General features: G+C 65.5%; 22 protein-coding genes and 2 tRNA genes. 18 read left to right on the top strand and 6 right to left on the bottom strand.

Features of this window, described 5'->3' with window-relative positions; all coding sequences use genetic code 11:
* The first annotated feature begins 356 nt into the window (after positions 1 to 356).
* The 13 genes from dnaN to ABFX18_RS10980 all read left to right on the top strand — a co-directional run bounded on the left by dnaN (position 357) and on the right by ABFX18_RS10980 (position 14081).
* Positions 357 to 1499 carry a DNA polymerase III subunit beta gene (gene dnaN, locus ABFX18_RS11040; protein ID WP_346058346.1) on the top strand — a complete coding sequence of 381 codons (1143 nt, stop codon included), beginning with the start codon at positions 357 to 359 and terminating at the stop codon, positions 1497 to 1499.
* A 7-nt stretch (positions 1500 to 1506) separates the two neighbouring features.
* Positions 1507 to 2811 carry a DNA replication/repair protein RecF gene (gene recF / locus ABFX18_RS11035; RefSeq protein ID WP_346058345.1) on the top strand — a complete coding sequence of 435 codons (1305 nt, stop codon included), beginning with the start codon at positions 1507 to 1509 and terminating at the stop codon, positions 2809 to 2811.
* Positions 2777 to 3292 (top strand): DciA family protein, encoded by a 516-nt coding sequence (locus ABFX18_RS11030; RefSeq protein ID WP_346058344.1) that lies wholly within the window; start codon positions 2777 to 2779, stop codon positions 3290 to 3292. The genes recF and ABFX18_RS11030 overlap by 35 nt, the downstream gene beginning before the upstream one ends.
* 217 nt (positions 3293 to 3509) lie before the next feature.
* Entirely contained in the window at positions 3510 to 5504 is a 1995-nt protein-coding gene (gene gyrB, locus ABFX18_RS11025; RefSeq protein ID WP_336662233.1) for a DNA topoisomerase (ATP-hydrolyzing) subunit B, read from the top strand.
* Positions 5494 to 8064 carry a DNA gyrase subunit A gene (gene gyrA, locus ABFX18_RS11020; RefSeq protein WP_370567926.1) on the top strand — a complete coding sequence of 857 codons (2571 nt, stop codon included), beginning with the start codon at positions 5494 to 5496 and terminating at the stop codon, positions 8062 to 8064. Before gyrB ends, gyrA begins: the two co-directional genes overlap by 11 nt.
* Positions 8057 to 8464, top strand: coding sequence for a DUF3566 domain-containing protein (locus ABFX18_RS11015; protein ID WP_346058343.1), 408 nt, complete (start codon positions 8057 to 8059; stop codon positions 8462 to 8464). Before gyrA ends, ABFX18_RS11015 begins: the two co-directional genes overlap by 8 nt.
* Positions 8465 to 8560: 96 nt before the next feature.
* A tRNA-Ile gene (locus tag ABFX18_RS11010) sits at positions 8561 to 8637 on the top strand.
* Positions 8638 to 8852: 215 nt separating this feature from the next.
* Positions 8853 to 8928 (top strand) — tRNA-Ala (locus ABFX18_RS11005).
* 222 nt (positions 8929 to 9150) lie between these two features.
* Complete coding sequence (locus ABFX18_RS11000; RefSeq protein WP_346058342.1) at positions 9151 to 10566, top strand: sensor histidine kinase; 1416 nt, start codon at positions 9151 to 9153, stop codon at positions 10564 to 10566.
* Complete coding sequence (locus ABFX18_RS10995; protein WP_346058341.1) at positions 10554 to 11270, top strand: response regulator transcription factor; 717 nt, start codon at positions 10554 to 10556, stop codon at positions 11268 to 11270. Before ABFX18_RS11000 ends, ABFX18_RS10995 begins: the two co-directional genes overlap by 13 nt.
* Complete coding sequence (locus tag ABFX18_RS10990; RefSeq protein ID WP_346058340.1) at positions 11267 to 12286, top strand: hypothetical protein; 1020 nt, start codon at positions 11267 to 11269, stop codon at positions 12284 to 12286. The genes ABFX18_RS10995 and ABFX18_RS10990 overlap by 4 nt, the downstream gene beginning before the upstream one ends.
* 88 nt (positions 12287 to 12374) lie before the next feature.
* Positions 12375 to 13586, top strand: coding sequence for an alpha/beta hydrolase (locus ABFX18_RS10985; RefSeq protein WP_346058339.1), 1212 nt, complete (start codon positions 12375 to 12377; stop codon positions 13584 to 13586).
* Between the two features lie 9 nt (positions 13587 to 13595).
* Positions 13596 to 14081, top strand: a complete 486-nt coding sequence (locus ABFX18_RS10980) for an NUDIX hydrolase (protein ID WP_090145770.1) — start codon at positions 13596 to 13598, stop codon at positions 14079 to 14081.
* A gap of 153 nt (positions 14082 to 14234) precedes the next feature.
* Here the strand turns inward: ABFX18_RS10980 and ABFX18_RS10975 are convergent, their stop codons facing one another.
* Positions 14235 to 14726 carry a DNA/RNA helicase gene (locus ABFX18_RS10975; RefSeq protein WP_090145767.1) on the bottom strand — a complete coding sequence of 164 codons (492 nt, stop codon included), beginning with the start codon at positions 14724 to 14726 and terminating at the stop codon, positions 14235 to 14237.
* A 182-nt stretch (positions 14727 to 14908) separates the two neighbouring features.
* Between ABFX18_RS10975 and ABFX18_RS10970 the strand changes: the two genes are divergently transcribed.
* Both ABFX18_RS10970 and ABFX18_RS10965 read left to right on the top strand, forming a co-directional pair.
* The gene (locus ABFX18_RS10970; protein ID WP_090145765.1) at positions 14909 to 15418 is read left to right on the top strand and encodes a peptidylprolyl isomerase; all 510 of its coding nucleotides are present in this window, start codon (positions 14909 to 14911) and stop codon (positions 15416 to 15418) included.
* A 12-nt stretch (positions 15419 to 15430) separates the two neighbouring features.
* Positions 15431 to 16357, top strand: coding sequence for a rhomboid family intramembrane serine protease (locus ABFX18_RS10965; RefSeq protein ID WP_336662228.1), 927 nt, complete (start codon positions 15431 to 15433; stop codon positions 16355 to 16357).
* 113 nt (positions 16358 to 16470) lie between these two features.
* Here the strand turns inward: ABFX18_RS10965 and ABFX18_RS10960 are convergent, their stop codons facing one another.
* Positions 16471 to 16746, bottom strand: a complete 276-nt coding sequence (locus ABFX18_RS10960) for a cell division protein CrgA (RefSeq protein ID WP_090145760.1) — start codon at positions 16744 to 16746, stop codon at positions 16471 to 16473.
* Positions 16747 to 16805: 59 nt separating this feature from the next.
* Here ABFX18_RS10960 and ABFX18_RS10955 point away from each other — a divergent pair, with 59 nt between their 5' ends.
* From ABFX18_RS10955 to ABFX18_RS10945, 3 genes are read left to right on the top strand one after another with little or no spacing between them, the layout of a single operon-like run.
* Complete coding sequence (locus ABFX18_RS10955) at positions 16806 to 17585, top strand: class E sortase (protein WP_336662227.1); 780 nt, start codon at positions 16806 to 16808, stop codon at positions 17583 to 17585.
* Positions 17586 to 17593: 8 nt separating this feature from the next.
* Entirely contained in the window at positions 17594 to 17743 is a 150-nt protein-coding gene (locus ABFX18_RS10950; RefSeq protein WP_200331145.1) for a hypothetical protein, read from the top strand.
* A complete protein-coding gene (locus tag ABFX18_RS10945; RefSeq protein ID WP_090145758.1) occupies positions 17740 to 18375 on the top strand; it encodes a glutamine amidotransferase-related protein in 636 nt (211 codons plus the stop codon). Before ABFX18_RS10950 ends, ABFX18_RS10945 begins: the two co-directional genes overlap by 4 nt.
* 69 nt (positions 18376 to 18444) lie before the next feature.
* Here ABFX18_RS10945 and pknB read toward each other — a convergent pair whose 3' ends face one another.
* The 4 genes from pknB to ABFX18_RS10925 form a co-directional block, all read right to left on the bottom strand.
* Positions 18445 to 20160: a Stk1 family PASTA domain-containing Ser/Thr kinase gene (gene pknB / locus ABFX18_RS10940; RefSeq protein WP_090145756.1), complete on the bottom strand. Its 1716-nt coding sequence runs from the start codon at positions 20158 to 20160 to the stop codon at positions 18445 to 18447.
* A gap of 59 nt (positions 20161 to 20219) precedes the next feature.
* Positions 20220 to 22019, bottom strand: a complete 1800-nt coding sequence (locus tag ABFX18_RS10935) for a serine/threonine-protein kinase (protein ID WP_346058338.1) — start codon at positions 22017 to 22019, stop codon at positions 20220 to 20222.
* The gene (locus tag ABFX18_RS10930; protein WP_090145753.1) at positions 22016 to 23503 is read right to left on the bottom strand and encodes a penicillin-binding transpeptidase domain-containing protein; all 1488 of its coding nucleotides are present in this window, start codon (positions 23501 to 23503) and stop codon (positions 22016 to 22018) included. Before ABFX18_RS10930 ends, ABFX18_RS10935 begins: the two co-directional genes overlap by 4 nt.
* Positions 23500 to 24668, bottom strand: a 1169-nt coding sequence (locus ABFX18_RS10925) for an FtsW/RodA/SpoVE family cell cycle protein (RefSeq protein ID WP_346058337.1), incomplete at its 5' end; no start/stop codon positions are given. The genes ABFX18_RS10925 and ABFX18_RS10930, both read right to left, overlap by 4 nt.

Genomic DNA, 24668 nt, shown 5'->3' with positions numbered 1-24668 from the left:
AGAACTCGCCCGCGCCTGTGCATGGATCCGGGAAGCCTGTGAGGGAGACTCCTGTCACCGGGTTCCGCATGATTCCGCGGATCGCAATCCATCCACCGCGATTGCACAAGTCACAGACGTGTAGTTCCGTTACAAGAATTGATGTGCCGGGACTTATCCACAGAATCCACAGACGTTAACACTGTTAACACTTCTCATTCTTTTCAACGGGCGCTCGATCACACACACGGTGATCGGCGAAGAGACCCGTGAACGGTGACACGAAGGTCGACCGGATGCTGAGGCTCGACGAGTGTGCAAAGATTGTCAGGCCGAGGAGAACGACGCGACCCAGAACGCGTGCGAAGGGAAGCCCGATGCGATTTACCGTCAATCGTGACGTATTCAGCGACGCTGTATCGTTCGCAGTGAAGTTGCTCCCTCCCCGCCCGACGCAGCCCCTCCTCAGCGGGGCGCTCATCGAAGCCGATGGCGATCAGCTCACGGTCTCGTCGTTCGATTACGAAGTCTCCGCGAGGACCTCGATCACAGCGGTTGTCGCGGAAGCAGGGCGCGCCCTGGTATCGGGTCGATTGCTCGGCGAGATCGCCCAGCGCCTGCCGCACTCCGACGTTGAAGTCTCTCTGCTCGAGAGCCGCGTCGAGGTTCGCTGCGGCTCTGCGTCGTTCAGCCTTCCGGCGATGCCGGTCGAGGAGTACCCGCAGGTGCCGAGGGTTGATTCCGTCTCCGGGTCGATGCCGGCGGATGTCTTCTCGGAAGCCGTCTCGCAGGTGTCGCTCGCGGCATCGAAGGATGATGTGACACCGGTGATCACGGGCGTGCAGTTCGAGATCGATTCGAATTCAGTGACCCTCACCGCGACCGATCGGTACCGCGTCGCTACGCGAAGCATTGATTGGGAGCACCGTGACTCCGGCGATGCGCTGACTGCGCTGGTCCCATCGAAGATCGTTACCGAGGTCGGAAAGACCTTCTCGGGTGTCGGGGAGGTCCAGGTGAGCATCGTCAAGGATGCCGACCGGGAACTCATCGCCTTCACCGGTGGCACGAAGACGGTGACATCACTGCTGATCAAGGGCAACTACCCGCCGGTTGGTCGTTTGTTCCCCGAGAGCATCGAGAATTACGCCGTGATCTGCACTTCGGAGCTCATTGAGGCCGTGGGCCGCGTCGGGTTGGTGCTCGAGCGGGAGGCGGCCCTTCGCTTCTCGTTCGCCGAGGGCACTGTGACGTTGGAAGCCGCTGGGACCGAGTCGGCGCAGGCCGTCGAGACGGTTGATGCGCACCTCGTCGGCGAGGAGATGGTGGTCTCGCTGAAGCCCCAGTTCCTGCTCGATGGCTTGCGCTCCACGCATTCCGAGTTCGCTCGGATCGGGTTTACTCGGACGGACAATCCTGGAAAGCCCGGTCCCGTCCTCATCACGAGTCAGCGTAGCAAGGACGACGCGGACGAGAAGAGTTTCCGCTACCTGCTGCAGCCGAACCTGCTCCTTCGGTAGGCCTGAGATGCGGGTGACGCATCTCTCGCTCGGCGACTTCCGCAACTACGCGTCTGCGGAGCTTCCACTCGCCGCTGGTCCGAATCTGCTCGTCGGCCAGAATGGTCAAGGAAAGACCAACCTCGTCGAAGCCATCGCCTACTTCGCGACGCTCCGCTCGCATCGAGTGACCGGCGATCAGGCGCTCATCCGCGCCGGCAGTGATTCAGCGGTTGCGCGAATGGGAGTGCGCTCGGGGGAGCGCGAGGTGCGCCTGGAGTTGCAGCTCAATCAGGGCCGCGCAAACCGGGCTCAGGTGAACGGCAACTCGGTGCGCCCGAGGGAGATCACGCGGTGGTTCTCTGCGATCGCTTTCGCACCAGAAGACCTCATTATCGTTCGTGGAGAGCCCTCAGGACGTCGGCGGTTTCTCGACGATGCGCTGCTCGCCCGCCATCCGGTCGCCTCAGCGGCCCTGGCAGACTACGAAAAGGTCGTCCGGCAGCGTACTTCACTGTTGAAATCCACCCGAAACCGGGGGACAACTGTCCCTTCAACGCTCTCGATATGGAATGATCAGCTCGTCGAATACGGTGTGCAGATCATGATTGCTCGGCGAGAGCTCTTGCGCGACCTCGCTGGTCCGCTTCGTGATCACTATCACGCGCTCGTCGGTTCCGACCACGTTCCTCGGTTGGGTATGGCGGAGAGCGTCGCCGCTTCGCTCAGCGAACGGGGCGTTTCACGTGAAACACCGAACGCGAGCGAGCTCCCCGACGTTTCACGTGAAACGCTCGCGCAGGAGTTCCACGAGGCGCTCCGGATGGTGCAAGCTCGTGAGATCGATCGCGGCGTGACGCTCGTGGGCCCGCATCGGGACGATCTCGTGCTCTCGCTCAATGGTCTCCCGGTAAAGGGGTACGCGAGCCATGGCGAATCGTGGTCGTTCGCACTGTCGCTGAAGCTGGGCCTCGCCGAGCTGTTGAGGGCTGAGTCGTCGGCCGGTGATCCTGTGATTATTCTCGATGACGTGTTCGCGGAGTTGGATGCGGGGCGGCGAGCCCGACTGATGTCTGCCGTGGGAGACTATGAACAGGTGATCGTCACCGCAGCGGTGGAATCGGATGTGCCCGATGACGTTTCTTGGCAGAGGATGCGTATCAGCGCAGGCACCGTGGCACCGATGGAGCGCAGTGACGACTCCGCAGTAGACGCGGCCGGGGCGGAAGGCGCCGCGCCCCCGGTGGTGCTGACGACCCCCGATCCAGAGACATCAGTGTCGCGGGCGGAGGCTCGCGATGACGGTTCGACCGAAGGGGACTCCGGTGGCTGAGTCGGGCGTCGAGTTCACGTCGGACGCCTATCTGCGAGCGAAATCCGTGTGGCGCGGGGTTCCGCAACGTCGTCGTTCCCGCCGAAACGGTTCAGAAGCCCCTGGTGGGAGTCCCTTCGGGTTCGGTCGCGATCCGAAAGCTCTCTCAGATGTCCTCGTCAATGTCGCGAGCGACATGGGATGGAGCGTTGAACTCGAGCAGGCTCGGTTGATCGGGGAATGGCCCGAGTTCGCCGGCGATGCAACCGCCGAGCACACGACGGTCGTGGGCATCAGCCACGGCGTCCTTCAGGTCCAGTGCGATTCGACGACCTGGGCGACCGAGCTCAGGCGGTTGCGGGGTGAGTTGCTCACGCGGCTCTTGCGAGATTATCCCGATTCGGAGATTCGGGATCTCCGATTCCTCGCGCCGGGCGCCCCGAGCTGGCGGCATGGCATGAGGTCCGTTCCAGGCCGGGGGCCGAGAGACACGTACGGCTGATAGCGGACGACCTGAGGTGCGCTCAGCGGGACCATCTGCTCAGCAATGTCGATTCTCGGGGAGGTGACAGGACGAAGGGGGGGACGATCCCCGGCGAATCATCGGTTTGCAAGGCCCGTAATGCCCCGTACAGCGCCTGAATCTTGGTAAGCTGGTGGGCGGAAGTACGCAGGGTTCAATCGCGCCCTGAGACGCCCAGATAAGGATCATTCTACGTATGAGTTCAGAGCAGGCGACCGCCACGGAAGATTACGGTGCCGGAGCGATCCAGGTACTCGAAGGGCTCGAAGCGGTTCGCAAGCGGCCTGGCATGTACATCGGCTCCACCGGACCTCGGGGTCTGCATCACCTGGTGTATGAAATCGTCGACAACTCCGTTGATGAGGCACTCGCAGGATATTGCGACTTCATCGATATCACCATTCTGGCGGATGGGGGAGTGCGCGTGGTCGATAACGGCCGCGGCATCCCGGTCGATCAGCATCCGACGGAGGGCCGCTCAACGGTCGAGGTGGTGCTCACCGTGTTGCACGCGGGCGGCAAATTCGGCGGCGGAGGCTACGCGGTGTCGGGCGGATTGCACGGCGTGGGTTCTTCGGTCGTCAACGCCCTCTCGAAGCGGTTCGATGTCGCGGTGCAGCGCCAAGGTTTCACGTGGAACATGTCGTTCACCGACAGCGTCCCGGACGCGCCGCTCGCTCAGGGCGAGGTGAGCACGGAGACCGGCACGACGATCACCTTCTGGCCGAGCGAAGACATCTTCGAGACCGTCGAGTTCGACTACCAGACGCTCCGCACTCGCTTCCAGCAGATGGCGTTCCTGAACAAGGGTCTGCGCATCGCCCTCACCGATCTGCGCGAGCAGGATCCGATCGAGAATGCAGAGGGGGAGCTGGTCGCACCGCCCGCCCCGCATGACGAGTTCATGTACGAGAACGGTATCCAGGACTACGTGCAGCATCTGAACGCGGCGAAGCGCTCCGACCTCGTCAACGAGGAGATCATCTCCTTCGAGGCCGAAGACACCGACCGCAAGATCGCAGCAGAGGTCGCGATGCAGTGGACGACCTCGTACAGCGAAAGCGTGCACACCTACGCCAATACGATCAACACCCACGAGGGCGGCACCCACGAAGAAGGCTTCCGCGCAGCGTTGACCACGCTGGTGAACCGGTATGCGCGTGAGAAGAACATTCTTCGTGAGAAGGACGAAAACCTCTCGGGCGACGACGTGCGAGAAGGCCTGACAGCAGTGATCTCGGTGAAGCTCGGAGAGCCTCAGTTCGAGGGACAGACGAAGACGAAGCTTGGAAACACCGAGGCGAAGGCCTTCGTGCAGAAAGTTGTGGGAGACCAGCTCGGAGACTGGTTCGAGCGGAACCCCGGCCCTGCGAAAGACATCATTCGCAAGTCCATTCAGGCGGCATCGGCCCGACTCGCGGCTCGCAAGGCCCGCGAGACCGCACGTCGCAAGGGTCTGCTCGAGTCGGGCGGAATGCCCGGCAAGCTTTCGGACTGCTCGAGCAAGGATCCAACGATCTCCGAGATCTTCATCGTCGAGGGCGACTCCGCAGGTGGTTCTGCGAAGACGGGGCGCAATCCGCACACCCAGGCGATCCTGCCGCTTCGCGGAAAAATCTTGAACGTCGAGAAGGCCAGGCTTGACCGAGCGCTCAATAACGCTGAGGTCCAGGCGATGATCACGGCCTTCGGCGCTGGCATCGGTGAGGACTTCACGCCGGAGAAGGCTCGGTATCACAAGATCGTGCTCATGGCGGATGCGGATGTGGATGGACAGCACATCACGACCCTGCTCCTGACGCTCCTCTTCCGGTACATGCGACCCCTGATCGACCTCGGCTACGTCTATCTCGCACAGCCGCCGCTGTACCGCATCAAGTGGTCGAATGCTGAAGACGAATACGTCTACAGCGATGCAGAACGCGATTCGCGGCTCGCCATCGGCGCCGAACAGGGACGGCGGCTCATGAAGGAGAGCGGTGTCCAGCGCTACAAGGGCCTGGGCGAGATGAACCACGAAGAACTGTGGGAGACCACGATGAACCCCGAGACCCGCACCCTGCTGCAGGTCACCATGGATGACGCGGCGATCGCCGACGAGATCTTCGCAACCCTCATGGGCGAAGACGTCGAAGCGCGTCGTACCTTCATCCAGCAGAACGCGAAGGACGTGCGCTTCCTTGACATCTGAGAACGAGACCCCAGAAACAGAGTCCGACGTCACCCTGGCGGCGGACCACGCCGTCCACGGGCGGATCGATCAAGTCGATCTGCAGCTCGAGATGCAGCGCTCCTACCTCGACTACGCGATGAGCGTCATCGTCGGACGAGCGCTTCCCGATGTGCGCGACGGCCTGAAGCCCGTGCACCGGCGTGTCATCTACACGATGTACGACGGCGGCTACCGACCCGACAAGGCATTCTCGAAGTGCACCCGTGTCATCGGCGACGTGATGGGCCAGTTCCATCCTCACGGCGACAGCGCCGTGTACGACTCACTCGTGCGTTTGGTGCAGCCATGGACGCTTCGCTATCCACTGGCGCTCGGACAGGGCAACTTCGGATCTCCCGGAAACGACGGGGCCGCTGCGCACCGTTACACCGAGACGAAGATGTCGCCGCTCGCCATGGAGATGGTGCGGGACATCGACGAGGACACCGTCGACTTCCAAGACAACTACGACGGGCGCACGCAAGAGCCGACCGTGCTCACGGCGCGCTTCCCGAATCTGCTCGTCAACGGGTCAGTCGGCATCGCGGTCGGCATGGCCACCAACATTCCGCCTCACAACCTGCGGGAAGTCTCAGAAGCCGCGATCTGGCACCTCGAGCATCCGGAGGCGACTCGCGAAGAGCTGCTGGAAGCGCTCATGGAGCGAGTGCACGGGCCTGATTTCCCGACGGGGGCTCAGATTCTGGGCTCCAAGGGCATACGCGAGGCCTATCGCACCGGGCGCGGGTCGATCACGATGCGGGCGGTCGTCAACATCGAGGAGATCCAGGGCCGCACCTGTCTCGTCGTGACGGAGCTCCCGTACCAGGTGAACCCCGACAACCTCGCCGTGAAGATCGCCGACCTGGTCAAGGAGAACAAGGTTCAGGGCATCGCGGACATCCGCGATGAATCGAGCGGTCGGACCGGCCAGCGACTCGTCGTGGTGCTGAAGCGCGACGCGATCGCCAAGGTTGTGCTGAACAACCTCTACAAGCACACGCAGCTGCAGGAGAACTTCGGTGCGAACATGCTCGCGATCGTCGACGGCATCCCGCGGACGCTCGCGCTCGACGGCTTCATCTCCGCCTGGGCGAAGCACCAGATCGAAGTCATCGTTCGCCGCACGGCGTACCGCCTGAAGAAGGCCGAGGCCGAGGCCCACATCCAGCGCGGCTACTTGAAGGCGCTCGACGCCCTGGATGCGGTGATCGCCCTCATTCGGCGTTCGCCCACGGTCGACGAGGCCCGCGAAGGTCTCATGACGCTCCTCGACGTCGACCAGATCCAAGCTGACGCGATCCTCGGTCTGCAATTGCGCCGCCTCGCTGCGCTTGAGCGGCAGAAGATCCTCGATCTCGCAGCGAAACTGGAAGCGCAGATCGCCGAGTACGAGAAGATCCTGGCCTCTCCCTCGGAGCAGCGTGGAATCGTCGTGCAGGAGCTCGGCGAGATCGTCACGAAGTTCGGCGACGATCGGCGCACCGCGATCCTGCACGGGTTCGACGGCGACATGTCCATGGAAGACCTCATCCCCGAGGAAGAAATGGTCGTCACCGTGACCCGCGGGGGATACGTCAAGCGAACCCGAATCGACAACTACCGTTCGCAGCACCGGGGCGGGAAGGGCGTCAAGGGCGCTCAACTGCGCGCTGACGACATCGTCGAGCACTTCTTCGTGACGACGACGCACCATTGGCTCCTGTTCTTCACAAACACGGGGCGCGTGTATCGAGCGAAGACGTACGAAATTCCTGAGGCCGGTCGTGATTCGAAGGGCCAGCACCTCGCGAACCTCCTCGCGCTCGCTCCCGACGAGCAGGTCACGCAGATTCTGGACGTGCGCGACTTCGCCGCAGCGGGGTATCTCGTACTCGCCACTCGGGACGGATTGGTCAAGAAGACCGCGCTGACGGAGTACGACACGAACCGCACGGGCGGCATCATCGCGATCAAGTTGCGCGACGGAGACGAACTGGTCTCGGCGCTCATCGCCGAGGCGAGCGACGACGTGCTGCTCGTTTCGCGCCACGGTATGTCGGTGCGCTTCACCGCGTCTGACCAGGCTCTTCGGCCTATGGGGCGCTCGACCAGCGGCGTTCGCGGGATGAACTTCAGGGAGGGCGACGCGCTTCTCGGGGCGTCTCGCATCGATGGGAGCGGCGGATACGTCTTCGTCGTGACCGAGGGCGGTTACGCCAAGCGGACCGCTGTCGACGAGTACCGCGTGCAGCAGCGCGGCGGGTACGGCATCAAGGTCGCGAAGCTCGACGAGAACCGCGGCGTGTTGATCGGGTCTCTGATCGTCGACGAGACCGACGAGGTGCTCGCGGTGCTCGCAAGTGGTAAGGTCGTGCGCTCGGGCGTTGCAGAAGTGCCGGCCAAGGGCAGGAACACCATGGGCGTCGTCTTTGCACGATTCCCAGAGCAGGACCGTATTATTGGCATCGCGCGCAATCCGGAGCGTGGGCTCGACGACGATGAGTCCGAGGCCCCCGGGCCCGAGAACGCGGAAAACGAGGAAGACCTGAATGAGTAACACTGTCGCCGACAAGCTGGCCAAGAAGACCCGTAAGAAGGCGCCGGCGAAGCAGGTTCGCCTCAAGCTCGTGTACGTCGACTTCTGGTCTGCGGTGAAGTTCTCGTTCCTCGTGGCGGTGTGCTTCGCGATCGTGAGCGTCGTCGCGACGATCCTGATCTACACCGTGCTGCTGCAGACCGGTGTCTTCGCGCAGGTGGACCAGCTCTTCATGGACATCGTGGGAGAAGACAACAGCCTGATGAGAATCATCGGGTTCCCGCAGGTGCTCGGCTTCGCCGTCGTCGTCGGGATCCTGAACGTCATCGTCGGCACTGCGCTCGGCGCTGTCGGATCGCTCGTCTACAACTTGCTCGTACGGGTTCTGGGCGGTTTCCAGCTCGGTTTCACGAGCAACTGACTCGTGGCCCGGGCCCGAAACGGCCCGGGCCACGCCCGGTATACGAGCCCGATTTCGGATTTGTCTCGGCTTCGGGTAGAGTCATTGCTTGGTCGAGGGGCTATAGCTCAGGTGGTTAGAGCGCTTCACTGATAATGAAGAGGTCCCAGGTTCAAGTCCTGGTAGCCCCACCACAACCACACGAAAGTCCCGCTGAATTCAGCGGGACTTTCGTGGTTTACGGGATCATTCCCGTGGCCGTTGTTCGTCCCCGAACTCATGATGCCGCCAACGAACCCGCTGGTACGCGGCTCGGCTCGTTTTGCACTTCAGTGCAGATGTCTGTAAAGTAGAGCGAGTTGTTCCGGTTTCGTACGGGAACGGTGAGCGGAGGTTCTCCACCTCCCTCGGGTCCTTAACTCAGTTGGTAGAGTGCCTGCTTTGCAAGCAGGATGTCGGGAGTTCGATTCTCCCAGGATCCACCATCAAGCCCCTGTCGGTTCACGACGGGGGCTTTTTCGTTTCACGTGGAACGTCGCCAGGGGCATGTGGAGGCGACATCGCAGCACTGCTCGAACTGGCGGCAAATTCATGCGGGGTGCGAAGCCCCGAGGGCTACGCCGCCGCTGCGAAGTAGGGAAAACCCGAACCGCGTTCTCCGGGTCCCACGCTCACCGACGACCCGGGGGAGCACCTACCGTAGAGACATGATCACTCCTCAAGACTCAGAGGCAGCCACGACACCGCTGCCTCCGCTCTCCAGCGCTGACGCCGGCGCCGTCCCCGGAGGCCCGCAGGGATCGGCGCCCGGCCCGGGTGCGACCGCGCCAGCGCCGGGAGCGCCGGGCATCCCGGCGGCGGCGCCGAGTACTGCTCCAGGCCAGAAGTCGAAGCGGTCGGCACCGCCCGAGGTGAAGACGTCCTCCATCCCCAAGCCGCCGCTCAACCTCCTGCTGACGCTGCTGCATCTCGCAGCACTCGGCGTCGTGGGGTTCACGATCACCGCCGTGCTGCTCGCGCTCATGGGCACCGGCATCGGAATGCTCGTCATCGGAGTCGGTCTCGTGCTGCTCGCAGCGCTGGTCTATGCGCTGTACGGCATCGCCTGGTTCGAGACCTTCCGGGTCGGCGGGCTCTACGGACTGCACGTCTCGGCTCCGCAGTGGCAGCAGCGTCGTGCGCCAGGTTTCAAGGGCTGGTTCACCTCGATGGTGCGGCAGGCGGTGGACGGGCGCATGTGGCGCGCGGTCGCGAACTTCGCCATCGCGAGCGCTCTCGGCGCCGCGATGCTGGGCCTCGTCCAGGGCTTCGTGCAGGCGTTCGTCTCGGTCTTCCGCACGTTCAACGTCTGGTGGCAGCCGGGCATCATCGGCATGCTCCTCTGCGCAGCAGGCATCGTCGGTCTCGCACTGCTGCACCGGCTCATCTCCGTCGCGATCATCGGATCGACCGCGACCGAGGCCGAGCTCACGGAGACCGCACGCCTGTCGGCGCGTCAGCGCGAGGGCGCGGTGCGCGCAGCGGACGTCGAGCGCACCCGTATCGAACGCGATCTGCACGACGGGGTGCAGCCCCGGCTCGTCTCGGTGGGCATGACCCTCGGACTCGCTCAGGAGAAGATCGATACCGATCCGCAGGCGGCGAAGCTGCTCGTCGCCGAGGCGCACACCTCGACGAAGGCGGCGATCACGGAATTGCGGCAGCTCGCCCGGGGCATCTACGCCTCGGTGCTCGACGACCGCGGGCTGGACGCGGCGCTCTCGGCGCTCGCTGCACGCTCCCACATCCCCGTGCACCTCGACGTGCGGTTGACCGACCGCTGCAGCCGCGACGCGGAAGCCGCTGTGTACTTCGCCATCGCTGAGTCGCTGACGAACGCGGCGAAGCACTCCCGCGCCAGCGAAGCCCGCGTGGTGGTGCGCATGCGCGAGGACGGCCCGACGCAGGCGCCCCAGCTGTGGGCTCGAGTGGAGGACAACGGCATCGGGGGAGCCCGGGTCACGCCCGGAGGCGGCCTCGACGGGATCATGAACCGGGTGCTCGCCGCGGGCGGCACGACCCGGCTCGACAGCCCGAACGGCGGCCCGACGACCCTGGAGGTGAGCGTCCCATGCGCATCCTGATCTGCGAGGACTCCGTGCTGCTGCGGGAGGGCCTGGTTCGTCTGCTCGAACACGGCGGGCACACCGTCGTGGCGGCGCTGCCCGAAGCCAGTGGTCTCCTCGAAGCGGTGGAGGCCAATGATCCCGAGTTGTGCATTCTGGATGTGCGCCTCCCGCCGACGTTCACCGACGAGGGCATCCTCGCCGCGCTGGAGCTGCGTCGCCTCCGCCCCGGGCTCCCGGTGCTGGTGCTCTCCCAGTACGTGGAAGAGCGTTACGCGAGCGAACTGATCGCGGCGCAGGGCGGAGCCTTCGGATACCTGCTGAAGGACCGTGTGGCCGACGTGGGCGAGTTCATCGAGTCGGTGCGACGCATCGCAGGAGGAGCCACAGTGCTCGACCCCGAGGTCGTGGCTCAGCTCCTGACGCGCAGGTCTCGAGACGACCGGATGCGAGCGCTCACCGAGCGGGAGCGCACGGTGCTCGCGGCACTCGCCGAGGGCCGATCGAACCAGGCGATCGCCGCTCTGCTCTTCCTCTCCGAGGCGAGCGTCGAGAAGCACATCACGGCGATCTTCCAGAAGTTGCAGCTCGAGCCAGACGGCGGAGGCAATCGTCGGGTGCTCGCCGCCATCGCCCACTTCGAGAGCATCGGATCCTCCTCAACCGTGGCATCCGACGCCGATCGACCTTCCCAGTACCCACAGACCGGAGCTTTAGCATGAACACCCCCACAGACCCGCACCAGCACCCGTCGCAGCCGGAGGGGCCCTCCGCACAGCATCACGGGCAGCAGCCCTCCGCACCGAGCCCCACCGGGGCTTCGGGCAAGCAGTCCCCAACGTCCCGCGCCATCCTCGTGGTCACCGCGGCTGTCGGCGGCGTGGCGCTCCTGGCGGTCGGTGTCTCGGCGGCCTACGCCGCCATCGCGCCGCAGCGCTTCGACGGCATCGAGGCGATCGTCGGCGACGCGAACGCCGAGTACGGATTCGACGATGCAGACGATGCTGCAGTGCCCGCCGTGGGCGACGGCTCCGGAACGCAGACGTATTTCGCGAACGTCGACGACGTGCAGTCGCTCGACCTGGATATCGCGGCAGCCGGCTTCGAACTCGCATTCGGCGACGTCACCGAGGCCGAACTCGTCACGAGTGGCGACCGGGCCGAGCAATGGGTGGTGAGCGTCGAGGAGGGGGAGTTGAGCGTCGAGACCCCGGCCAGGGCGTTGACTGCAGGGTGCCTCTTCAACTGCGGGGCGGGCGGACTCGGCAACGCGACGGCCACACTGACCCTTCCCGAATCGATGAGCGAGAGTGGCAGGCTCGATGCGGAGATCAGCGTCGAAGGGGGAGCGGTGCGCGGAGCCGGATCCTTCCGCTCGCTCGACCTCGGACTCGAGGCGGGCGAACTCCGTCTGGAAGGCAGCGCGCAGCGCCTCGCGGTCGACGTCGAGGCCGGGAAGGCCGAGCTGGACTTCGCGGATGTCGTCACAGCAGAGGTCGGTGTCGAAGCCGGCTCGGCGCGCCTGTCGCTGACGGGCGAGGCTCCGGATCGCGTGTCCGTCGATGCGAGTGCCGGCAGCGCCGCCCTCGACCTGCCGGAAGCGGACTACCGCGTCGACGCGAAGACCGAACTCGGTGAACTCGACGATCGCCTGTCGAAGAGCGACGATTCGGCAGCCGCAGACGCGGCGCACGTGATCACGGTTCGCGCCGAAGCTGCGAAGGTGACGCTGCAGTGAGGCGAGCCCGTGCACACCGCGACGTCAGGGTGGGCACGGTGACGACCTTCCGCCCCGCCGCGGCCCATGCGACCCGTACACTGGGCGCATGGACCACGGCGGGGTTTCTGCGCGACACGGCCGATCGGCGAGGCCGAGCGCAGCGGCCCGCGATCCGGCACCCGCCGGGCCGCACACGGATCGCTCGGCGACCACGCTCCCGGCTGAAGCACCTCAACCGACGGTGGTCGAGACCCGCGAGCCGCTGAGCTGGAGGCCCGACATACTCGGCCCTGGCTTCGAGGCGGCCGAACTCGATCTCGGAGCGGATGACGAGGGGCCGCTGGTCGCGACCCTCGTCAGGTGCCTGCCAGACGACCGGTCACTGCTCGATCGCGTGCTGCATCGCACTCGGGTGCTGGAGGACGTCGACGTGCTCTACGTGCACGGGTGGTCCGACTACTTCTTCCAACGTACGATGGCCCGTTTCTGGACGGACCGGGGCGCCCGGTTCTACGCGCTCGATCTGCGCAAGTACGGTCGGAGTCTGCGAGATGGACAGACGCCGGGCTACATCGAGAACCTCGACGAGTACGACCTCGAGATCGGCATGGCTCTCGATGCGCTGGGGCATCCCGAGCGCGGGTCCGGCGAGACGCAGCATCGCTCGGGCTCGGAGCGCAAGCTGATGCTCTTCGGCCATTCCACCGGCGGGCTGGTGTTGAGCCTCTGGGCGTCGCGGCACACGGGGCGCGCTGACGGCCTCGTGCTCAACAGCCCGTGGCTCGAGTTCCAGTTGACCGGAGCCGGGCGACAGATGCTGGCACCACTGCTCGATCTGGGGGCCCGATTCAACCTTCGCGACTCGGCGCCCCAGTTCGACGCCGGGCTGTACACGCGCGCGCAGCGCGAGGTGGGCCCCGCCGATGAGCTGGACTTGATCGACGAGCGGTGGCGACCGACGCGGAGCCATGCGGTGCTGACGGTCTGGTTGCGCGCGATCCTGGCCGGCCATGCGCGCGTGAGCCGAGGCCTCGGCATCGAAGCCCCGATGATGATGCTGCTGTCGGCGCGGTCGGCCTTGCCGTTGAAGTGGGACCCGAGTCTCACGAGCGCCGACACCGTGCTCGAGGTCGATGAGATCGCCAAGGCATCCCTGCGACTGGGCGCATCGCTCACCATCGAACGGCTCGACGGCGCCCTGCACGACGTCTTCCTCTCCCGAGACTCCGTGCGCGCGGAGGCCTATCACCGGCTCGACCGCTGGCTCGTCGGCTGGGCTGCGGCGCGCGGTCAGCGGTCGCGGCGCCCGACCGACTAGGCTCGGATCATGGATCTTCGGGTGGCCGCCTACGCGGTGGTTGAGCGGCGTGGCAAGATCCTGCTCACACACTGGCGACGGGGTCACTTGCACGGGTGGACGCTGCCAGGCGGCGGCATCGAGAACGGCGAGGATCCACGGGACACCGTCGTGCGCGAGGTCGCCGAGGAGACCGGGCTCGAGGCGCGCGTCGGCAAACTGCTCGGCGTCGACTCGCGCGTGATGATTCGGGAGGAAGTGCCCGCCGGGGACAACCCGGAGCTGCACACCATTCGCATCGTCTACCGCGCCACCGTCGTGGATGGGCCATTGCGGAACGAGGTGGACGGATCTTCGGACGAGGCGCGCTGGGTCGCTCTTCGCGATCTCAAATCGCTGCGCACGCTCTCCCTGGTGCAGACCGGGCTGCGGATGGCCGGCCTCAACCGGCGGCCATCGGGAAAGCCCGGAAAGGGCGCGAACCGCCAGAATCGAGCAGCCAAACCGCGGAAGTAAGCGCTGGCGACCGAGCGATTCTCTCCTGACGCTGCCGAGTTCCGGCGTCCCTGATGCTGGCGCATGCCGGCGTGAGAATCAGCCGACGTTCTCCGGTGAAACAACGAATGGCGCCCGGGCTCGTGTGCCAGGACGCCATCCACCGCATCGGAATCAGTTCTCGGGTGCGACCCAGAGCTCATCGTCCGTGCGGAATGCCTGCCAGAGCGCGTACCCCACGCCCGCCGCGGCGACCACGCCGAGACCCAGCGCGATCACGCCGCCAGCGCTCTTCTTCGGCTTGAGATACCCCGAGCGCTCGCCGAATCCGCGAACCTTCTTCGCCGCCTTCGGGTTGTCGATCTCGTCGAGCGCTTGAATGGTGCGCGCAAGGGCGCTCGCGACGAACGGCGTCGTGGCCCGACGCACGGTGTCCGCTGCCCGCCGCGCCGATGCGACCCCGCGATCGACGGTCGGACGGACTGCCTCGATGGCGCCGTCCACGCGCGGCATCAGGTGCTCATCGCTCAGTCGACGAGCCTGTCCACCGGCCTGACCGAGCACCTCCCCGGCGTGTCCCAGTACGACCCGCTGCTGATCGAGCAGCTCCTGGGCGTTCTTCCGCAGCTTCCGGAGTTCGCGGCGGCGCTTACGTGAGAGATTCATTCGTATCCTCCTTGCTCGACGAGGCAATCCTTTGGCCATATCACCCGTAGCCTCCACGCTACACCGAACCCGCCCGGCGGCGGCGGCCGGATCCCCGGAAACCGCGCGTTGTCAGGGTTTCCCAGGCTCCGAAGGGCCTTGACAACACTTTCTTCACACGCCCCCCGGCCTACACTGGTCGCATGACGATTCACTCCTCTGTAGCCACCATCCACACGAACCACGGCGACATCGTGGTCAACCTGTTCGGAGATCACGCTCCGAAAACCGTGAAGAACTTCGTCGATCTCGCCGAGAAGGGGTTCTACGACGGCGTGATCTTCCACCGCATCATCCCGAACTTCATGATCCAGGGCGGCGACCCCACCGGCACCGGCACCGGCGGCCCCGGCTACACCTTCGACGATGAGATCCACCCCGAGCTGGGCTTCACCGAGCCGTACCAGCTCGCCATGGCGAACGCGGGAAAGCGTCCCGACATGACCGGTCGCCTCGCGGGCACCAACGGCTCGCAGTTCTTCATCACGACCACGGCTCCTGATTGGCTCAACGGCAAGCACACCATCTTCGGCGTCGTCGCCGACGATGCGTCGAAGGCCGTCGTCGATGCGATCTCGAGCGTGCAGACCGGCGCTCAGGACCGTCCGGTCGACGACGTCGTGATCTCCGGCGTCGATATCGCCGCGGCATAAGGAAGAGTTCAGGTGACGAACGGGTCGGGGCCGGCGTTCGGCGAACGGGTCGAGCCCGGCCCCGACGACGTCTGCTACCGGCATCCGGGCGTGCGGAGCTTCGCGCTCTGCCAGCGGTGCGGTCGAACGATCTGCGGAGACTGCCAGGTCACCTCTGCGGTCGGCGTGCTCTGCCCGGAGTGCACGAAGGAGATGCGCGCGCCCGCGACGAAACGCGCAGCTCGATCAACCAGGGTGGCCGGCCGCAGAATCGCGGCGATGGATGCCCCGGTGACGTACGGGATCATGCTGCTCTGCGCAGTGGTCTTCGTCGCGCAGTGGTTGAGCGCGACCTTCGGCGGGAACGAGGTCACCGCGGCGCTCTGGTACGCGCCGCTGTATTCGATGCCGGGCGTGTTCGAGCCCTGGCGCATGCTGACCGTGATGTTCACGCATTCGACGGGCTTCATCTTCCACATCCTGTTCAACCTCTACGCACTCTGGTTGTTCGGGCGCAATCTCGAACAGGCCATCGGGCGAGGGGCGTTCGCCGTGCTGTACGTGTTCGCGGGCATCGGCGGATCGCTCGGCGTGATGATGTGGGCGTACTTCGACCCGCAGTCTCTCGTGTATCCGACGGTGGGCGCATCGGGCGCCATCTTCGGAGTTCTCGCCGCCACGTTGGTCACGATGCGCGCAGCCCGCGTCAATGTGACGTCGCTCGCGGTGCTCATCGCGATCAACTTCGCCTTCGGATTGATCCCGGGCGCGCAGATCTCATGGCAGGCCCATCTCGGCGGCATGGTCGTGGGTGCCGCTGCGATGTGGGTGATCCTCGCCACACGCGGTGTGCGGCGCAGAAAGCAGCGCGTCGCCGGCCTCGTCGCGCTCGGCGCCGTGCTCGTGCTCGCCTCGGGAGCGTACTTCGTCGTCGCCCCAGCTGCGAACCTCGTCGCCTGAGACGCCCCCAGAACTGACTGAGGCCCGGCATCTGCCGGGCCTCAGTCAGTTATCCACAGGTTCATCCCCACCTGGGGAGGAATTACACCCGTGTGATTCGGAAAATGACGACGTTACTTCCACCATGGCGTCATGAGGAAGCCCACGAGCACGAGGCCGAAGCCGATGAAGATGTTGGCCTGTCCGAACGCGGGGACGGGGAGCTGGAGCCCGGCGCTGGTGATGTAGTAGAGCACGATCCACACGAGACCGAGCAGCATGAAGCCGAACATGACCGGCTTGAACCAGACGGGATTCGGAGCATCTTTCCGTGCGGCCGCAAGGTCTGCACGATTCTGCGCAACCTCGGCCGAGTTTCGCTTACTAACATTCTTTCCAGGTGCTGCCATGGGTGACAGTCTACCCGGAACCTGGCTCACGCCCAGTGAGCGGGCTTTAGAATGTGGGGGTGAGCGAGACAGTCGAGAGAGGCCGCCGGCGCCGTCGCGCCAGGTTGAGCCCGTTGACCGTGATCGGCGAATTGCTGCTGGTCGGGGGTCTCGCCGTCATGGGCTACATCGTCTGGCAGCCCTGGCACACCGGCGTCGGTGTCACAGCCAAGCAGACTGATCTTTCGGCTGAAGACTCTGCCCAATGGGACAGCGAAGCAGCGTCGGCACCGTTCGACGGAGTCGTTCCGGTCACGGCTCGCCCCGCGGATGCCGAAGTATTCGCGGTATTGCGGGTGCCGGCATTCGGTACGACTTATGCGAACCGCGTCGCTGAGACGACGAAGTGGGAAACCGTCCTGAATTTGGACGACAAGGGCATCGGCCATTACGAGATGACGCAGATGCCGGGCGAACCGGGCAATGTCGCGCTCGCGGGCCACCGTTCCGGGCCGCTCATCAACTCGTTCCGCGAGGTGATGAATCTGCGCGTCGGCGATCCGCTGTTCGTGGAGACCGCGGACGGTTGGTACACCTACCGGTTCCGGTCGATCGAGTACGTGCTGCCGGATGAGACCGACGTACTGAACCCGTTCCCCCGTCTCGAGGGAACCCCTGGCGACGATCAGATTCTGACGCTGACCACGTGTCACCCGAAGATGGCCGGGAGCGACGAGCGCGCGATCGCCTACTCCGTGTACGAAGGATTCCAGCCTCGCTCCGACGGCCCGCCGCAGGAGCTTCTGGAACTCAATCCGACGATGGGTGCAACCCAGGCCCTCAGAGGGGATCAGGAATAGTGTTCTCGATGCTCTGGCGTTTCTTCCCCGGCCCGGCATGGCTCCGGGTCATCGTGCTGCTGCTCGTTGCGGCGGCCATCGTGTACGCGCTCATCGCGTACGTCTACCCCTGGGTCGCCACGCAGATGCCTGGCGAGGAAGTGACGGTCAACACGTGAGCAAGATCCTGGTCATCGACAACTACGACAGTTTCGTCTACACGCTGAACGGGTACCTGCAGCAACTCGGCGCTGAGACGCATGTGCTGCGCAACGACGAGGTCACCCGCGGAGGCCTTGAAGCCCTCGTCTCCGAGTACGACGGTGTGCTGATCTCCCCGGGCCCGGGGACGCCGACGGACGCCGGTGTCTCCATCGCCATGGTCGACGTTGCGCTCCGCACCGGCGTGCCGCTGCTCGGTGTGTGCTTGGGCCACCAGGCCATCGCTGAAGCGCTCGGAGCCACCGTCACTCACGCGGAAGAGCTGATGCACGGCAAGGTCTCGCGCGTCATCCACACTGACGATCCGTTCTTCGACGGTGTGGCTCGTGAGTTCGATGCGACGCGGTACCACTCGCTCGCGGTGGTGCGCGACACGGTGCCCGACAGTCTGGTGATCACCGCGGAGACTGCGAGCGGGATCGTCATGGCGGTGCGTCACCGCGAGCTCCCGATCTACGGCGTGCAGTACCATCCGGAATCGGTACTCACCGAGGGCGGGTACCAGCAGCTGGGCAACTGGCTCGCAGTCGTCGGCGTCCCGAACGCGGCGGAAGTTGCGCGCACCCTGTCGCCGCTGCTGATCGACTGACTCCGCGGCCACCGCGTGCGCGGGGAACTGCGGGGACTGCGGCGGACGACCGCCACGTTCACCCGCAGGTCAGCCTGCGCAGTACTTCAGGGTGAGAGCGGAACGCTGCGCCTGGGACCCGACGATCGACTGCTCGATGATCGGATACCCCTCGACGGTGGGGCACGACGGGTCGGGCGTGTAGGTCACGTTCAGACCGAGGCTCTCCACCATCGACTTCGCGACCTGCATCGGCTGCGCCACGACCTCCGGCACCTGCACGTTGCCGCTCGACACCACCATCTCGACGCCGGAGCCCGACTCCAGCTCCGTACCCGGCTCGGGCGTCACGCTGAGTACGCGACCCGCAGCCTCGGTGGGGTCGTCTTGCTTCGACACGATGCCGACGGTGAGGCCGAGATCTTCCAGCTTCTGCCGATAGTCGTCTTCGGACATGCGGCCGACCGACGGAACCTTCGCGGTCTCCGGCCCGGTAGAGATGTAGATCGTGATGCTGTCGCCGGAGGTCAGCACTGAGCCGGCCTCCGGCTCGGTGGAGATGATGTGGTCGTTGGCGATCGTCTCGCTCGTCTGCTCCACGCTGATGGTCGTGAGCTCGAGATCGCGCAGTCGGTCGAGCGCTTCGCCGCGCGGCATGTCGATGAGATCGGGCACCTCGCGCGACGAATCCGGGAGGAATTCCTGCGGCGCCAGGGTGACCAGCCAGAAGACGACGGCGACGATCACAGCGCCGATGGTGAGAATCGCGGCCCAGGTCCACATGACCGGCGGGCGGCTCTGCGTGCGCGTCGCGCCGCCCCCCTCGGAGAGCTGGCGGAGCGCGAGATCCGACTCGGATACCTCCTCGCCGCCGGAGAACAGCACCGTGTCCTGCTGCTGCACGGCGAGCTTCGGCATGCGCCCTTCAGCCGCTTCACGAAGAGCCTCACGGAACTCGGACGCCGACTGGAAGCGCTTGGCGCGATCCTTCGCGAGACCGTAGAGCACGACGCGGTCGAGTTCGGGCGTCACCTCTGGTTCGCGATCGCTCGGCGGCTTGGGGCGTTCGCTCACATGCTGGTACGCGACCGCGACTGCGGTGTCGCCGCGGAACGGCACGTCGCCCGTGAGCAGTTCGTAGAGCATGACCGCGGTCGAGTAGAGATCGGTGCGAGCATCGATCGATTCGCCCTTGGCCTGCTCGGGCGAGAAGTACGCTGCGGTGCCGAGAATCGCCGTCGTCTCCTGCAAGGTCGACGACGTGTCGGAGACGGCGCGGGCGATGCCGAAGTCCATCACCTTCACCTGACCACTCTTCGTGATCATGATGTTCGCGGGCTTGATATCGCGGTGCACGATGCCGGCGCGATGAGAATACTCGAGCGCCGTCAGCACTGAATCCACGACACGGCACGCCTCCGACTGCGACAGCCGGCCCTTGGCCTCGAGCTGACGGAGGTTGGTGCCCTCGACGTACTCCATGACGATGAACGGCAGGCGCTTCGGGCCATCGGCCGTCTGAATCAGGTCGTCACCGGCGTCGAAGACGCGGACCACCGTGGGGTGGGCCATGCGCGACGCGGACTGGGCCTCCTGACGGAAGCGCGAGCGGAATTGCGCGTCTCCCGCGAGGTCGGCCTTCATCACCTTGATGGCGACTTGACGGCCCAGCTTCGTGTCGGTGCCCCGATACACGGTCGCCATGCCACCCTGGCCGACGAACTCCCCGATCGCGTACCGGCCGGCGAGAATTCGCTGTTCGCCGACATCGGTCGTTTCGGGCATGTTCACCTCTTCCGTGGTCATGGATTATCGTCCTCAGTTTATCTCGATGCGAACCGGGATTTCGCCGTGTGGCCGAGCTGTTACCCTTCGTCGTCGCCGTTCGACCCCGAATTCGGGTTGCCGTTCGGGTTGCCCGAACCGTTCGACCCGGAGTTCGAGCCGGTGGTCGGGGCCTTCTCGGGTGCTTCGAGGGTGATCGCGAGGGCGGGTGATGCCGGCGAAACCCGCTCCGCGCCGTTGCCCTGGCACGAGACCGTGTAGTTCACCGTGATGGCGCCGTCACTCGCGCCTTCCTCGAGCTCATCAGCGACGAGATTCGCGGTCGTGCCGGAGAGGCTGGCGAGCGAGGCGCCGGTGGGAACGACGTTGTAGTTCGTGACCTGCATGCCGGTGGGGCAGACGTAGGTCGGCAGCGAGACGGTGAATGACGCGCCTGACTTGACGGAGCTCGGGCCGGTCGGTGCGACCGGGGCGGGTGCCTCACCGTAGGCGACGTTGTAGGTCAGGGTGATCGGCTCGTCGAGCGGCACGCTGCTGCCGGTCGGGTTGACCGAGGTCACCAGGTTGACCTGATCATCGGGGGCCTGATTGCCGGGGGCGGTCGTCACGTTGGTGAAGCCGAGTCCCTGCAGGTACCCGACGGCCTCCTCGACGTTCCGCCCGACGACTTCGTCGCCGTTCACGACGCCCGTGGTGGGCTCCGGGGGAGTCGTGGTCTTCGTGGGAGTGGTGGTGCGCTTCGGCGTCGAGGTCGTCGGCTGCTGGTTGGCGTCGTCGTTGCCGTTCAACAGGGCGATCGCCGTGCCGCCGCCGATGAGCAGCAGCAGCACGAGCAGGGTGATCAGCGGCCAGGTCCAGGGGCTCCGCTTCTTCTTCTTCGGTTCTTCCTCGACCGGGGCCTCGTCGTCCGCGATATCGGCGCCCGCAACGGCGCCCGCCATGGCCGTGGTGCGCGGCAGCGCCGTGGTCGCAGCATCGTTCGAGGCGGTCTGCGGCAGCGCCATGGTCGCGGGCTGGCTGTCGCCGAGCACCTGCGGAACGTAGCTCGCGGCAAGCTGCACGTCGCCGCGGTGCAGTGCGGTCGCGGCCTGCGCCAGCTTCGCGGCGGTCATCGGCCGACCTGCCGCATCCTTCGCGAGGCAGGCGTACACGAGGTTGCGCACCGGCTCAGGAATGTCGTTCGGCAGGTCGGGCGGCGTGTCGTTGATCTGCGCCATCGCGATGGCCACCTGCGATTCCCCGGTGAAGGGGCGCTTGCCGGCGAGGCACTCGTAGGCGACGACGCCGAGCGAGTAGATGTCGGTCGCCGCGGTCGCCGTGTGCCCGCTGGCCTGCTCCGGCGCGAGGTACTGCACGGTGCCCATGACCTGACCGGTCGCGGTGAGCGGTACCTGGTCGGCGATGCGCGCGATCCCGAAATCGGTGATCTTCACGCGCCCCTCAGGCGTGATGAGCAGGTTGCCCGGCTTGATGTCGCGGTGCACCAGGCCGGCGTCGTGGGCTGCCTGCAACGACGTCGCGGTCTGCGCGACGATGCCGAGCACGCGATTGGCGGGGAGGCGCCCCTCGCGATCGATGATCGCAGAGAGCGGCTCGCCCGGGACGAGCTCCATCACGATGTACGCGGAGCCCTGCTCCTCGCCGTAATCGAACACGTTGGCGATGCCTTCGTGGTTCACGAGAGCGGCGTGACGGGCCTCGGCGCGGAAGCGCTCGAGGAAGCCCGGATCCCCCATGTACTCGTCTTTGAGGATCTTGATGGCGACGGTGCGGCCGATAATGCTGTCGGTCGCCTTCCACACTTCACCCATGCCACCGACGGCGATCCTCGAGCTGAGCTCGTAGCGTCCGCCGAATGTGATCCCTGCCGCTGGCCTCATTCGCTCAACACCGCTTCCATTACTCGTTTTCCAACAGCCGTGGGGAGATCGAACGAGCCCCCCTCATTTCCGAAGTTCGCGCCGCCGCCGTCGGCGACCACAACGGCTACCGCGACCTCCGGGTCCTCTACCGGTGCGAAACCAGTGAACCACAGCGTGAAGGGAAGATCATTCCCATCTGCGTCCGTGCCGTTCTCCGCCGTACCGGTCTTGCCCGCGACGCGCACGCCGTCGATGCCCGCGTTCTGCGCGAGACCCTCCGGCGTGTTCACACCGCGCTCCATCATGCCCGCGACCGCATCCGCCGTCTTCTTCGAGACCGGCTGACTGAACTCCTCGGGCGCGTACTCCTTCTCGACCTTCAGATCGGGCGTGATCACCTTGTCGACGAGGTACGGCTTCATGACCGTTCCGCCGTTGGCGATGCCCGCCGAGACCATCGCGATCTGCAGCGGCGTCGCACGCACATCCTGCTGACCGATCGAGGAGAGGGCGACCTGCGCCTTGCTCTCCGGCACCGGCGACTGGCTCGGCGTCACCGGAGTCGGAATCGCGATCTCCTGCTCGAACCCGAACTTCGCGGCCATCTCCGGCACGGCGTTGTCGTCCATCTTCGTCGTCATCTCGGCGATCGGGATGTTGCACGAGAGCACGATCGCCTGATCGAGCGTCGCCTTCTCACCGGGGCCGCAGGTGCTGCGGGAGGCGTTCTGCAGCACGGAGGTCGACTGGGGCAGCGTCCACTGCGCCGGGTTGTCGAACTCCGTCGATGGCGTCGCCTCTCCGGCTTCGATCGCGGCGGCGGCCGAGATCAGCTTGTACACCGAGCCCGGGTGGTAGAGGTCGCCGGCGATGGCGCGGTTCTGGAGCGGCTGCGCGGGGTCATCGTTGAGCTGGCGGTAGTTCGTGATGATGTCGGCGTCGTTGTTGCTCGACAGCGCGTTGGGATCGAACCCTGGCGTCGAGGTGAGCGCGAGAATCCTGCCGGTCTTCGGTTCGACGGCCACGACGGCGCCCTCGAACCCGTTCTCGGTCATCGCCGCATACGCCGCTTCCTGAGCCGCGGGGTCGATCGTGGTCTCCACCGAGCTGCCCTGCGGCTCGACGCCGTTCAGGGTGTTCATGATGCGCGTGAAGAACTGCGCGTTGCCGCTTCCCGAGAGGTCCTGGTTCATCGCGGACTCCAGGCCCGTCATGCCCTGGGTGCGCGAGAAGTAGCCGGTGAGCGGCGCGTACATCGGCCCGTTCGCGTACTGGCGCACGTACTGGAAATCGTCGTCGGTCGGCGTCGAGTAGGCGACCGGATCGCCATCGACGAGGATCGCGCCGCGCTCCACCTTGTAGCTGTTCATGAGCGCGCGCGAGTTCAACGAGTTGGCGCGCAGGTCGTCGGCCTGCACGAACTGGATCATGGTGACCGAGAAGAAGAGCACGATGAACATGCCGAAGACGGCGCGGGTAATGATCTTGAGGGGCTTGTTCATGCGCGGATCACCAGCTTCGGTCGATTGCGTACCGAGTTCGAGAGCAGGATCAGCAGAGCGATGATGATCCAGTTGGAGACCAGCGACGAGCCGCCGGCCGCGAGGAACGGCGCCGTGAGACCCGTCAGCGGGATCACGCGTGTGACACCGCCGACGACGATGAAGACCTGGAACGCGATGGTGAACGCGAGCCCGGCGGCCAGCAGCTTGCCGAAGTCGTCGTGCCCGGCGAAGCCGATCCGGAGCCCGCGGCCGACCAGCAGCAGGTAGGCCGCGAGAATCACGAAGATTCCGATCAGACCCAGCTCTTCACCGAGGCTCGGAATGATGTAGTCGCTGAACGAGAGCGGCGTCACCCACGGGTAGCCCTGTCCCAGTCCGGTGCCGGTCATGCCGCCGTTCGCCATTCCGAAGAGCCCCTGCACCATCTGGTAGCTCGCACCGTTGGGGTCGGCGAACGGGTCGAGCCAGTTCGCGAAGCGGTTGCCGACGTAGCTCAGCGTCTGGCTCGCGATGAGCCCTCCGGCCAGGAAGAGGCCGAGCCCGAGAATGATCCAGCCGATCCTGCCCGTCGCCAGGTACAGCATCGAGAGGAACAGGCCGAAGTAGAGCAGCGAGGTGCCGAGGTCCCGCTGGAAGACCAGCACGGACATCGCGGCGAGCCAGAAGACGATGAGCGGCCCGAGGTCGCGGGCGCGCGGGAAGCGGATGCCGAGGATCTTCTTCCCGGCCATCGCGAGCGAGTCGCGGCTGCGCACGAGATAGCCCGCGAAGAAGATGGCGAGCAGGATCTTGGCGATCTCGCCCGGTTGGAAGGAGAACCCTCCGATGTTGATCCAGACCCGTGCGCCGTTGATGGTCTGCCCGATGCCCGGGAGCATCGGCAGGAGCAGGAGCACGACGGCCGCGAGGCCCGTGAGGTAGGTGTAGCGGAACAGCACCATGTGGTTGCGGATCACCCACAGCACGATGATCGCGGCGATGACCGCGATGGTCGACCACAGCAGCTGGCGCACGGGATCGGCCGCTTCCTCGTCGAACGAGATGCGGTAGATCATCGCGATGCCCACCATGTTCAGCATCGCCGCGATCGGCATGATGAGCGGGTCGGCATCGGGAGCGATGCGGCGGATCGTCAGGTGCAGGCCCACCAGTGCGACGGCGA

The organism is Leucobacter alluvii (assembly GCF_039530485.1).
Lineage (GTDB): Bacteria > Actinomycetota > Actinomycetes > Actinomycetales > Microbacteriaceae > Leucobacter > Leucobacter alluvii.
Note: the sequence above shows the minus strand (reverse complement) of the source record. Positions and strands in the feature narration are given on the sequence as shown.